12 protein-coding genes are annotated in these 11,935 nt (G+C 43.2%); 9 read left to right on the top strand and 3 right to left on the bottom strand.

Annotated features, from left to right (window positions below):
- Window positions 1-198 precede the first annotated feature (198 nt).
- The 3 genes from lat (at window position 199) to EWM62_RS04175 (ending at window position 3,432) form a co-directional block, all read left to right on the top strand.
- Window positions 199-1,521, top strand: a complete 1,323-nt coding sequence (lat, locus tag EWM62_RS04185; protein WP_238989277.1) for an L-lysine 6-transaminase — start codon at window positions 199-201, stop codon at window positions 1,519-1,521.
- 165 nt (window positions 1,522-1,686) lie between these two features.
- Window positions 1,687-2,127, top strand: a complete 441-nt coding sequence (locus EWM62_RS04180; protein WP_129875406.1) for a hypothetical protein — start codon at window positions 1,687-1,689, stop codon at window positions 2,125-2,127.
- Between the two features lie 327 nt (window positions 2,128-2,454).
- Window positions 2,455-3,432: an IS110 family RNA-guided transposase gene (locus tag EWM62_RS04175; RefSeq protein WP_129875405.1), complete on the top strand. Its 978-nt coding sequence runs from the start codon at window positions 2,455-2,457 to the stop codon at window positions 3,430-3,432.
- Between the two features lie 183 nt (window positions 3,433-3,615).
- Here the strand turns inward: EWM62_RS04175 and bshB1 are convergent, their stop codons facing one another.
- Genes bshB1 through EWM62_RS04160 form a run of 3 tightly spaced genes read right to left on the bottom strand, consistent with a single transcriptional unit; the run spans window position 3,616 to window position 5,476 of the window.
- Window positions 3,616-4,341 (bottom strand): bacillithiol biosynthesis deacetylase BshB1, encoded by a 726-nt coding sequence (gene bshB1, locus EWM62_RS04170; RefSeq protein WP_129875404.1) that lies wholly within the window; start codon window positions 4,339-4,341, stop codon window positions 3,616-3,618.
- A 13-nt stretch (window positions 4,342-4,354) separates the two neighbouring features.
- Window positions 4,355-4,858, bottom strand: a complete 504-nt coding sequence (locus EWM62_RS04165) for a glutathione peroxidase (protein ID WP_129875403.1) — start codon at window positions 4,856-4,858, stop codon at window positions 4,355-4,357.
- Window positions 4,859-5,476, bottom strand: a complete 618-nt coding sequence (locus EWM62_RS04160) for a DUF4294 domain-containing protein (RefSeq protein WP_129875402.1) — start codon at window positions 5,474-5,476, stop codon at window positions 4,859-4,861. It abuts the gene before it with no gap.
- 107 nt (window positions 5,477-5,583) lie between these two features.
- Between EWM62_RS04160 and EWM62_RS04155 the strand changes: the two genes are divergently transcribed.
- The 6 genes from EWM62_RS04155 (at window position 5,584) to EWM62_RS04130 (ending at window position 11,921) form a co-directional block, all read left to right on the top strand.
- The gene (locus EWM62_RS04155) at window positions 5,584-7,806 is read left to right on the top strand and encodes a RelA/SpoT family protein (protein WP_129875401.1); all 2,223 of its coding nucleotides are present in this window, start codon (window positions 5,584-5,586) and stop codon (window positions 7,804-7,806) included.
- Window positions 7,807-7,948: 142 nt separating this feature from the next.
- Window positions 7,949-8,419 (top strand): Fur family transcriptional regulator, encoded by a 471-nt coding sequence (locus EWM62_RS04150; protein WP_129875400.1) that lies wholly within the window; start codon window positions 7,949-7,951, stop codon window positions 8,417-8,419.
- Between the two features lie 2 nt (window positions 8,420-8,421).
- Window positions 8,422-8,715 (top strand): DUF6922 domain-containing protein, encoded by a 294-nt coding sequence (locus tag EWM62_RS04145; protein WP_129875399.1) that lies wholly within the window; start codon window positions 8,422-8,424, stop codon window positions 8,713-8,715.
- Window positions 8,670-9,299, top strand: coding sequence for a nucleotidyl transferase AbiEii/AbiGii toxin family protein (locus EWM62_RS04140; protein ID WP_129875398.1), 630 nt, complete (start codon window positions 8,670-8,672; stop codon window positions 9,297-9,299). Before EWM62_RS04145 ends, EWM62_RS04140 begins: the two co-directional genes overlap by 46 nt.
- Window positions 9,299-10,576 carry an adenylosuccinate synthase gene (locus EWM62_RS04135; RefSeq protein WP_129875397.1) on the top strand — a complete coding sequence of 426 codons (1,278 nt, stop codon included), beginning with the start codon at window positions 9,299-9,301 and terminating at the stop codon, window positions 10,574-10,576. Before EWM62_RS04140 ends, EWM62_RS04135 begins: the two co-directional genes overlap by 1 nt.
- 76 nt (window positions 10,577-10,652) lie before the next feature.
- A complete protein-coding gene (locus EWM62_RS04130) occupies window positions 10,653-11,921 on the top strand; it encodes an anthranilate synthase component I family protein (protein WP_238989276.1) in 1,269 nt (422 codons plus the stop codon).
- Window positions 11,922-11,935: the final 14 nt, after the last annotated feature.

Here is an 11,935-nt window from a genome sequence, read left to right as displayed (position 1 = left end):
TTTTTCGTGCGTTAAAATCCGCCAAATAGTAAAAATCTACTTAATCCCGGTTCATACTCATTTGCCGTTTAGTCCAAAAAATAGGTTTAGTTCATTTAAAGTTACTTTTTAGCCAATCGGTATAAAAACCTTTAAAATATTGTTATTTAGGCCTTTTTATTAGATTTGTATAACCAATTTTTTCCTTTTATGTACAAAATGCAAGTAACTCCACAGAACGTTCAGGCTACCCTTAGCAAGCATATTTTGGCCGATGGTTTCGACCTTACCTTTGATATGGAAAAAAGCCAGGGCGTCCATATTTATGATGCCAAAAACAACCGCACATTATTAGATTTTTTTACTTGCTTTGCTTCTGTTCCGTTGGGTTACAACCACCCAAAAATGCTGAACGACGAAGGCTTCAAAAAAAACCTGATGCTGGCTGCCTTAACCAACCCGTCAAACTCCGACATTTACACCGAGCAATACGCCCAGTTTGTTGACACTTTTAGCCGCGTAGGTATCCCGGATTATTTACCCCACGCATTTTTTATAGCGGGTGGTTCGTTAGCCATCGAGAATGCTCTTAAAGTTGCGATGGACTGGAAAGTGCAAAAGAATTTTGCAAAAGGCCATACTACCGAAAAAGGCTTTAAGGTGATCCACTTTGAGAACGCTTTTCACGGCCGCTCGGGCTATACCTTAAGCTTAACCAACACCCAGCCGGTTAAAACCAAATGGTTCGCCAAATTTGATTGGCCGCGGGTATCGTTACCGGAGATCCACTTCCCTTTGACAGATGCCAACATCGGGGATCTGAAAGATCGCGAAGCAAAGTCCATCACCCAGATAAAAAAAGCATTTGCCGATAACCCTGACGATGTATGCGCTATTATTATTGAGCCCGTATTATCCGAAGGTGGCGACAAGCACGTTCGCCAGGAGTTTTTGGAACAATTAAGGGTGCTTGTGGACGAGAACGACGCCATGCTGATATACGACGAGGTACAAACCGGCGTTGGCCTTAGCGGTAAATTTTGGCTGCACCAGCACTTCGGCGAAAATGCCCGTCCCGATATACTGGCATTCGGCAAAAAAATGCAGGTGTGCGGCATATTGGCCGGCAAAAAGGTCGACGAGGTTGAGAACAACGTTTTCCGTGTATCATCGCGCATCAATTCTACCTGGGGTGGCAGTTTGGTAGATATGGTGCGTTCGTCAAAAATTATGGAAATAATTGAAGAGGACGGCCTTTGCGATAAAGCCGCCCAAACCGGCGAATATTTACAGACCAGTTTAAAAAATATCGCCGCAAAAAACAACCTCATTAGCAATGTACGCGGTAAGGGTTTGTTAACCGCATTTGATTTCCCGGATGCTAATACACGTAATACGTTCATTAATATCGGGTTGCAAAATAATATTATGTACCTGGGTTGCGGCGACCGCAGCATCCGTTTTAGGCCGGCGTTAATTATGGAAAAAAACCATATTGACGAGGGTATGAATATGCTGGAAGAGATATTACCTCAACTATAATAAAAATGTAATAATATTGCTACAAGCGCCTGTTTTGACACAAACGGGCGCTTTTTTTATTTATCAAATACTATAATTGCGTAAACACGTTAGTATATTATTATAAATGATGTTACATATACATTTTTAATAACGTATATATTGTAGAAAAGGATACTTAACAAAATGAGCAGACAAATTGAAAAATTAAAAAAACAGCTTACAGAGATCGCTGAGGTTGTTAATTCTTTCCAGTCTGAAGCTGTACAAGTGCGAGTGGTTGACAGGCTTTTAGACGAGATTATGGAAACAGAGCGGGTGGATACGGAAGGATCTGAAATTTTCAATAAGAGAGGCCGCAGGCAACCGAGAGAAAACGAAGTAAACGAACTGACGCAAAGCCGTAAAAAACCCGGCGCTACAAAGGTGCTTAATCAATTGCTTAGCAGCGATTATTTTAAAACACCACATTCGATATCATCCATAGCCGATTATTGCAAGGAAAAGTTCGATTCGGAGTTTAAAACATCTGAATTATCGGGCATCCTGTTAAAGCTTGCTAAAGAAAACAGGCTAAGGCGCGAAAGAAGCAACGAAAATAACCGCTTTGAATACGTAGGGGTTTAAACTGTAAAAGCTATTAAAACAAAGAAGGCTGCTCAAATTGAGCGGCCTTCTTTGTTTATTATACTTTGTAAGTCTTCAATATTGTCATCCTATGTTTGTGAGGTGATTGTTTATATCAGGAATAAGAATAATTTTATAGGAAGAAGAATAAAGGGTAAAGAGAAAAGATTAAGTCGTGTCATTGGCTGTAGGAAGCCGCTCACCATGCTAATCCCTTTACCCTTTGCTTACGAGCTTGAACAGTTCATTAGGCCGTTGAGCCTGAATGTAGGATTGATAAGCCAATAAGCAGTATTCTTCTACAAATATTACTCTTAAAACAAAGTTATGCAAACTCAGACAAATTACACAGGTATTGACATTTCCAAATCTTTCTTTGATGTAGCTTTTCTTCAGGCAGGTCGTTACACTTATTACAAGTTCAGTAATGACCGAGATGGCTTTAAGGCTTTATTAAAAGTAGTACCATCAGGCACTTGGGTAGTGATGGAAGCATCCGGTCCTTATTATCTTCAGCTGGCCTGTTTCCTTCACGATCAGCGGATAGCAGTAAGTGTTATCAACCCATTGGTTATCCGCCGTTTTAGCCAGATGCGGATGTCGCGGGCAAAGACAGATAAGAAGGATGCAAAGATGATAGCCGAGTATGGTAAAACGGAGCAACCTCCGTTATGGCAAAAACCCGAGCAGCATGTTATTACTTTGCAACAAATGGAAGCGTTATTAGCCAGGTTGCAAACGGAGTATACTTCTTTAAGCAATCAATTAGGCAGTTTCGACAGCAGTGGAATGCTGACGGGCCAATTAAGAAAACAAGTCGTAGCGGAACTTAAGCACAAACAGACTTTGGTCAAAAAGCTGACAAATCAAATGGAGCAGATCGCAAAACATCATTACTCAAATATGCTGGCTGATCTGGAAAGTATACCTGGTCTTGGTAAGAAAACGGCAATGATATTAACGGTACTCAGCGGGGGGTTCAGCCGGTTTGATGACTATCGTAAGCTAAGTTCTTATATAGGTATCTGCCCACGAATATTTGAATCCGGCACAAGTGTAAAAGGCAAAGCCAGGATCTGTAAGATGGGGATGTCCCGGATTAGGGCGACATTGTATGTCTGCTCGTGGAGCGCATCAAGGTGTAACAAAGCCTGCAGGGAGCTTTATGAGCGGTTGCTGGCAAAGGGTAAAGCAAAGAAACTTGCATTGATCGCTGTGGCCAACAAACTATTAAAACAAGCTTTTGCTATCGCTAGACAACAAACAAAATACCAGGAAAATTATTCAAATATCACTTGCTTTTAAACACAGTTCATGGTGAGCCTGTCGAACCATTAACCGCTCGTAAAAGTCTTCGACAAGCTCAGACTGACAGCTTTGGTTTGTCGCTTAAACCCCTCCCTGCCACTACACATTCCACCACACCCCTCCCAGGGGAGGGAATTGAAACCCGGACAGCCCTAATTTCTGATTTCCAGCCCCTAATCTCTATCGAAGGTCAAAAAGATTATCCACCCCTAAGATCTTCCTCGAAGTAAAGCCTTCGCCATACCTGGTGTTGATGCTTTTGCCAAACTCGCGGCCGCGGCCGTTTATCTGATCAATAAAATCGGGCGATGAGATGTAGGTTTGCGGCTCATCCTCATTCCACTCGGGATTGTGGAATTGAGAGCCGTAAGCATAAATACTTTCTATCTTTTTATCCCAAAACCCGGTTACATCCATAATAATATCGGGCTTGATGTACCGGTCTTGTATAAAATGCAGCACCTGTGTTGGGCGCCAGGGTTCCTGTAATATGCCATCCTCAAAAGTTTCTATCCGGCGTAGGCCCGATAAAAAGGTTGCTGCCTCTACCAGTTCATTGGCCCGGCCATGGTCGGGGTGGCGGTCGTGGTAGGCATTGGTAATAATTATTTCGGGCTGGTACCGGCGTATGGCCTCAATTATTTTTAACTGATACTGCTTTGTGTTTTCAAAAAAACCATCGGGCAGTTCCAGGTTTTCGCGTACGGTTAGCCCTAAGATCTCAGCGGCCTTAGCGGCTTCGCGGTCGCGGATCTCGGCGGTGCCACGGGTACCCAGTTCGCCACGGGTAAGGTCGGCAATGCCCACTTTGTGGCCAAGTTGCACATGTTTTAATATAGTGCCCGCGCAGCCCAGCTCAGCATCATCCGGGTGTACAGGTAAAACTAAAATATCTAATTTAAGCATAAAAATAGCGTAATTACTTAGGCCCAGCAGCCAGCAGGCGCTGTATCCTTTTCCTTATTTTGGAAGTTGTAGGTTTGGTAAACGGGTAAAAAAAATCTACCACATTGCCATTACGGTCAATAAGGTATTTATGAAAATTCCACCGTGGTTTCGAGCTAATGCTACCGTTCTCCTTTTTATCGGCCAAATACTTATAAAGCGGATCGGCATATGGGCCACGAACCCTTATTTTCTCGAAAACTGGGAAGTTGTTACCGTAATTACTGCAAAAGGCGGCGATATCCTGACCTTCAAGCGGCTCCTGCGCGCCAAAATCATTTGACGGAAAAGCCAATATCTCAAAATCCTTATCAGCAAATTCCTTTTTCAGATCAGATAGTTCCTGCAGTTGTGGTGTAAAGCCGCATTGCGAAGCAATATTTACAATCAGCAATACTTTGTTGCTATAATCAGCAAGGCTAATATGGTCGCCATCCAGTTTTTCAACTGTAAAACTGTAAATACTGTTTTTATCCATTTAATTTGAACTGGAAACATACCCTGCATCCCGCAGGATAGTTTCAATATCGCGTTGCTCGGCGGGGTCGTAGGTCTCTTTAAGGTTATGCCCAAACAAGCGGGCAACAGATTGGAACAGGAACGCGTTAAACCCACCCTTCAATTCTTTAGCTAAAGCAAAGCTGGTATTACCCGTTTCGCGGCTTACCAATTTAATTAACACCTCGCCCTGACTAATTGTCAGATTTTTGATATCCTTATTAAATAATGCCTTTATTTCACCTTCGCAGGCCTTCATCAATTCTTTTTGTTTCTTTTTATCGCCGGTAAGTGCAAGGTCGCGCTGCAACTGGCGGTAACGCTGACCGGCAAAACGCGCGTAAGGCAGCACTTTAATAACATTATAGCGCAGGCGCAGGTAATTTAACCTATCCTGCTCGCTTGCAAAAATACGGGTATCAACAATGCGCACCTCGGGCGCTACGATCCATGGTACAAGTTCGCCATCAAGCTTGGTCATGTATACCTTAATGGTATCATTTTTGCCAAGTATAACAGGTGCTGCGGGTTTCTCGTCCTGGGCTTTTAAGCTCCCAAGCACACAACACAATATCAACAGAGAAACAATAAATTTCATATTTTTACCTGATACAAAATTAACGCATTTTATTTTGTTATTTTATATAAACCTGCAATAATAAATATTGTTGCAGGTTTATGATAGTATAGAACACACGCTGATACATGAAAGACTTAGTGATTGACCTGGAAGCCGAAAAAAAAGAGATCCTGAAAAGGTACCGGGCATTGCTGCGCGCCAGTAAATCAACCTTGCAAAAAGGCGATAAACGCATGATACGCAAGGCCTTTGAAATGGCCCTTGAAAGCCATAAAGATATGCGCCGTAAAAGCGGCGAACCCTACATATACCACCCTATAGCGGTAGCCCAGATAGCAGCCGAAGAAATTGGCCTGGGTACTACATCTATTGTTTGCGCACTGTTGCACGATGTTGTTGAAGATACCGATGTTACGCTGGAAGATATTGAACTGGAGTTTGGTAAAAAGGTTGCCAAAATAATTGACGGCTTAACCAAAATATCGGGTGTGTTTGATACCAACAGTTCGTTACAGGCCGAAAACTTCCGTAAAATGCTGCTTACCCTTGCCGATGATGTAAGGGTGATACTGATAAAACTGGCCGACAGGCTGCATAATATGCGCACCATGGAGTTTATGCCGCGCGATAAGCAGCTTAAACTATCGTCAGAAACGGTGTACCTGTACGCGCCGCTTGCCCACCGTTTGGGTTTGTATGCCATTAAATCAGAGTTGGAAGACCTGTCCATGAAATACATGGAGCGCGAAACTTACCAGTTCATTAAAAACAAACTGAACGAGAAAAAGACCGAGCGCGAAAAATTCATTCGTGATTTTATTGAGCCGGTGCAAAAAGTACTGGAAGGACAAGATCTGCATGGCGAATTGTTCGGCCGCCCAAAATCCATCCATTCCATCTGGAATAAGATGAAGAAAAAGGCCATCCCCTTTGAGGAAGTGTACGACCTTTTTGCCATCAGGATAATTTTGGACAGCACACCTGAGAGTGAAAAAGCGGATTGCTGGAAGGCTTACTCGATAGTAACAGATCTTTACCGCCCAAACCCCGACAGGCTGCGCGACTGGATCTCGTCGCCAAAGGCGAATGGCTACGAATCGCTGCACACCACCGTTATGGGCCCGCGCGGGCAATGGGTGGAAGTACAGATCCGTACCAAACGCATGAACGAGATTGCCGAAAAAGGTTTTGCGGCGCATTGGAAATACAAGGAATCATCTACCGATAGCGGGCTCGATCTTTGGGTGCAAAAGGTTAGGGATATGTTGAAAAACCCCGACTCGAACGCGCTTGACTTCCTGGACGACTTTAAGATGAACCTTTTTAGCGACGAGATCTTCATATTTACCCCTAAGGGCGCGTTGATACAATTGCCGCTAAACGCCACCGCGCTCGATTTTGCTTTTGAGATACATACCGATGTGGGTGCAAGCTGTATTGGCGCCAAAGTAAACCATAAACTGGTACCGTTAAGCTACAAATTGCAAAACGGCGACCAGGTAGAGATCATTACATCGAGCAAACAGGCCCCTAAAGAGGATTGGCTTAACTTTGTGGTTACCGCTAAGGCTAAGGCTAAAATTAAATCGGCCTTAAAAGAGGAAAAGCGCAAGATTGCCGATGATGGCAAGGAAATACTGGAGCGTAAGATGAAATCGTTAAAGATCACCTACAACTCCGAGAATATCCACAAACTGAGTTACTATTTTAAGCTGCCATCCACGCAGGACCTTTTTTACAATGTAGCCAAAGGGCTTATTGATATGAAAGACCTTAAGGAGTACCAGGCATTAGAAAAAGTAGTTGAGAACAAGCCACAGGATAAAATAGAAAACGAACAGCTGCAAAGCCTTGTAAAAAATTTAAAAACCAAGGATAGCGATGTATTGCTTTTTGGCGAGGACCTGCAAAAAATAGATTACAAGCTGGCCAATTGCTGTAACCCCATCCCGGGCGATGATGTTTTTGGTTTTGTTACCGTGAGCGATGGTATCAAGATACACCGTACCAACTGCCCCAACGCGGCAAAACTGATGGCCAATTACGGCTACCGAATTGTTAAAGCTAAGTGGACCAAACAATTGGAACTGGCCTTTTTAACCGGCCTGCGCATTACCGGTATTGATGATGTGGGTTTAATAAACAAGCTAACCACCGTTATATCAAATGATTTTAAGGTGAACATCCGTTCTATTACGGTTGATAGTGATAACGGTATATTTGAAGGCTCGATAATGGTTTATGTGAACGATACCGAGCACCTGGATAACCTGATCAAAAAACTGAACCAGGTAAAGGGTATTACCTCTGTCATCAGGTTCGATTCGGTGATTGAAAAAGCGTCTTGATAGATAGGCAAGACATTTAGAGTCAAGAGTCAAGACAGAACAGTGTTGTGCAAAATCGCACTCATTTCCCGGCTCCTGAGTTCTTGATTCCTGGCTCTATTCTCCAAAATAATTAATACCTTTGCTTTGTTAATTTAACATTATGCCTGTACAGGAAACCATTGCGTTGGTGAAAAAGATTTTTGAGGCCTACCTCGAAAACAAAAGCCTGAGGAAAACCCCCGAGCGCTTTGCCATACTCGAAGAAATTTATTCGAGAAGCGATCATTTTGATGTGGAATCGTTATACATCCACATGAAGAATAAAAAGTACCGTGTAAGCCGCGCAACGGTTTACAACACCCTCGAACTTTTGGTATCGTGCGACCTGGTAACCAAGCACCAGTTTGGCAAAAACATGGCCCAGTTCGAAAAATCGTACGGCTATAAACAGCACGACCATATCATCTGTATCGATTGCGGTAAGGTGGTTGAGTTTTGCGACCCGCGCATCCAGCAGATCCAAAGCATGATGGGTGATATTTTAAAATTTGATATAAAACACCACTCACTAAACCTGTACGGTAACTGCATTAAGCTGCGCGATGGTTTTTGCGACAGAAAAGCACAGTAATAATGGATAAGCCTATTTTAAGCAAACAAGCATTTTGGGACGTTGATATGAATAGTATCGACTTTGAAAAACATGCTGTGCATGTAGTTGAGAAAGTTATAGAAAGAGGAAAAGCAGAAGATTTTGATAGCTTATTGAAATTTTATGGGTTTAAAAAAGTTGGGGAATTAGCCCAACAGGCACATTGGCTCTCTGACATCAGCATAAATTTTTGCTGCACCTTGTTTAAGGTTAAACCTACTGATTTTAAATGTTACGAAAAGAAACAGTTGAACCAGCTACACTGGAGCTTCTAAAAAAACTTGTTTCGATACCTGAATTACAGCAATTTAGATTGGCAGGTGGCACTGCACTCTCACTTTTTTACGGACACCGAAAATCAATCGATTTAGATTTCTTTACTGACACTCCTTTGGAAAAGGATTTATTGGTAGAAGCCCTTAATAATAACTTTGACTATATTATTACTACAAATAACAGGTTAAAATCAATTTATCAGTGTATTATTAACGATGTAAAGGTTGATTTTTTGGCTGTAAAGGACCCCTTTCTTTATCCAGCGCAAATTGTTGAAAACATACCATTCGCTGATATTAAAGATTTGATAGCTTTGAAGCTTAATGCAGTGAAAGGTAGAGGGCTTAAAAAGGACTTTTGGGATATAGCAAAACTTTTGCAATTCTTTTCCCTCAATGATCTTTTTCAGTTTTATCATGATAGATATCCATATGATGATACCTTTGCAGTTATTCGGTCGGTAGTTTATTTCTCCGATGCAGAGGATACAATTGATCCTGAATGTTTGGAAGGCATGACATGGACGAAAGTGAAAAGCACAATTGTAAAAGCATTAGACGATTATTATAAAAAGATAAATTAATGGCTGTTGACGTATTATTAGGCCTCCAGTGGGGCGACGAAGGTAAAGGAAAGATTGTTGATGTGCTTAGCGCAGGTTACGACCTGATAGCACGTTTCCAGGGCGGGCCAAATGCCGGCCACACCTTAGAGTTTGAAGGCAAAAAATTTGTACTGAATACAATCCCTTCGGGCATTTTCTTTGATAACACCATGAACCTGATAGGTAACGGTGTTGTGATAGACCCTATCACCCTAAAAAAAGAGCTTGATAAGCTTAAAGATGCAGGCCACGACCTGCTGGCCAAAAAGAATTTGATGATAGCCAAAAAGGCGCACCTTATTCTGCCAACCCATCAGTTGCTTGATGCCGCATCTGAAAAGAAAATGGGTGATGGCAAAATTGGCTCGACGCTAAAGGGTATCGGCCCAACTTACATGGATAAAACCGGCCGCAACGGTTTACGTATAGGCGACATTACTTTAGCCGATTTCAAAGAAAAATACCAGAAACTTGTTGATAAGCATACCTCAATGCTGCAAGCCATGTATGGTGAAGTTGCCGATTTCAGCGAACGCGAAGCCGCATTTTTTGAAGCTATTGAGCTGATCAAGAAATTCCCGCTGGTTGATAGCGAGCACCTGGTGAACCAATATATAAAGGACGGCAAAAAGGTTTTGGCAGAGGGCGCACAAGGCGCTATGCTGGATATCGACTTTGGTTCGTATCCGTTTGTAACCTCATCAAACACTACCGCGGCAGGCGCGTGTACCGGTTTAGGTATTGCCCCAAGCAAAATTGGCGATGTGATAGGCATTTTTAAAGCTTATTGTACCCGTGTTGGTGGTGGCCCCTTCCCTACCGAACTTAACGACGAAACGGGCGAAGAACTACGTCGGATAGGCCACGAGTTTGGCGCTACTACAGGCAGGCCGCGCCGTTGTGGCTGGATAGACCTGCCGGCGCTTAAATATGCCATTATGCTGAATGGTGTTACCCAACTGGTAATGACCAAGGCTGATGTACTAAGCGGTTTTGATAAGATCTACGCTTGTACCCATTACAACTATTTGGGCGAACAGATAGATTACATGCCCTACGATATTTGCTCGGTTGACGCCCACCCGGTACTGAAAGAAATTGACGGCTGGAACGAAGACCTGACCGGCATTACCGAACTGAACGAGATCCCGGCGAGGTTGCAATCATACATCAACTTTTTAGAAGCCGAGCTTGAAGTGCCGGTAAAATGGTTATCTGTAGGCCCGGATAGAAAGCAGACTTTGGTGTTGCACTAAAAGAATTTATCAATTAAACATACAAAAGGCCCCGATAAATCGGGGCCTTTTGTATTTACTTAACTATTTTTGTGGCGTGATAACCGAGGTAACCGACGTAGCATTATTTAAACAAAAGGCGCTTGCATGGGCAGCAAAATTTGACACCTTGTGCTATCTCGACAGCAATAGTTTTAACGACCCCTACGGCAAGTTTGATACCATTATTGCCATTGGTGCCAAAGCTGAACTAACTACAAATGCGGGCGATGCTTTCGCGCAGCTATCCGGTTTTAAAAACGCCAATTCCGGATGGATCACCGGCTTCCTTGGATACGACTTGAAGAACGAGGTGGAGAACCTACAGTCCAATAATACCGACCACCTCGATTTCCCCGATCTGTACTTTTTTGCGCCCGAGATATTAATCAGCATAACTGGAAATACGGTTGAGATAATTGGAGAACAGGCATCGAAAATATTAGAAGCCATAGAGAGACCCGAACTCTCTAAAGTTGAACAACAACCCGCTATTAACCTGCAACCGCGTTTCAGCCGGGCAGAATATGTCGAAACTGTAGAAAAGATCCAGCAACACATTATCCGCGGCGATATTTATGTGACCAACTTTTGCCAGGAATTTTATGCGGATAATACGGAGATAGAACCGCTATCTATCTTTCGGAACCTGAACCAATTATCGCCTACGCCGTTCTCTACTTTTTTTAAATGGGAAGGTAATTATATCATGTGCGCCTCGCCCGAGCGTTTTCTGGCAAAGCGGGGTAGCAAACTTATCTCGCAGCCTATAAAAGGTACCGCCAGGCGGGATGCGGATGATGTTATAGATAAAACCATCATCGAAGAACTGCGCAACCACCCAAAGGAGCTGCAGGAAAACGTGATGATAGTAGACCTGGTACGCAACGACCTCACCCACTCGGCCAGACCCGGCACAGTTAAAACCGAGGAGCTTTACGATATTCAAAGCTTTAAGCAAGTGCACCAGATGGTATCGACCGTAGTATGCGAACTGCGCGATGATGTATCCGCGGTCGAGGCCGTAAAAAATACCTTCCCCATGGGAAGTATGACGGGCGCACCCAAGATAAGTGCCATGCAATTGATGGAACGATACGAACGAAGCAAACGCGGCGTGTATTCCGGGGCAATAGGTTACTTTAGTCCGGATGATGATTTTGATTTTAACGTGGTGATCCGTACCCTGCTATACAACAGCGCCAAAAAATATTTATCGTTCCATGTAGGCAGCGCCATTACCTACCACGCTGATCCCGGGCAGGAATATGAGGAATGTTTATTGAAGGCAAAGGCTATATTGGAAGTGTTGGGGGTTACAAGATAATTGCAAATTGCCCG

Origin of the sequence: Mucilaginibacter terrigena (assembly GCF_004168255.1) — a bacterium.
Taxonomy (GTDB): Bacteria; Bacteroidota; Bacteroidia; order Sphingobacteriales; family Sphingobacteriaceae; genus Mucilaginibacter; species Mucilaginibacter terrigena.
The sequence above is the reverse complement of the archived record's forward strand: the minus strand, read 5'-3'. Positions and strand labels throughout refer to the sequence as shown.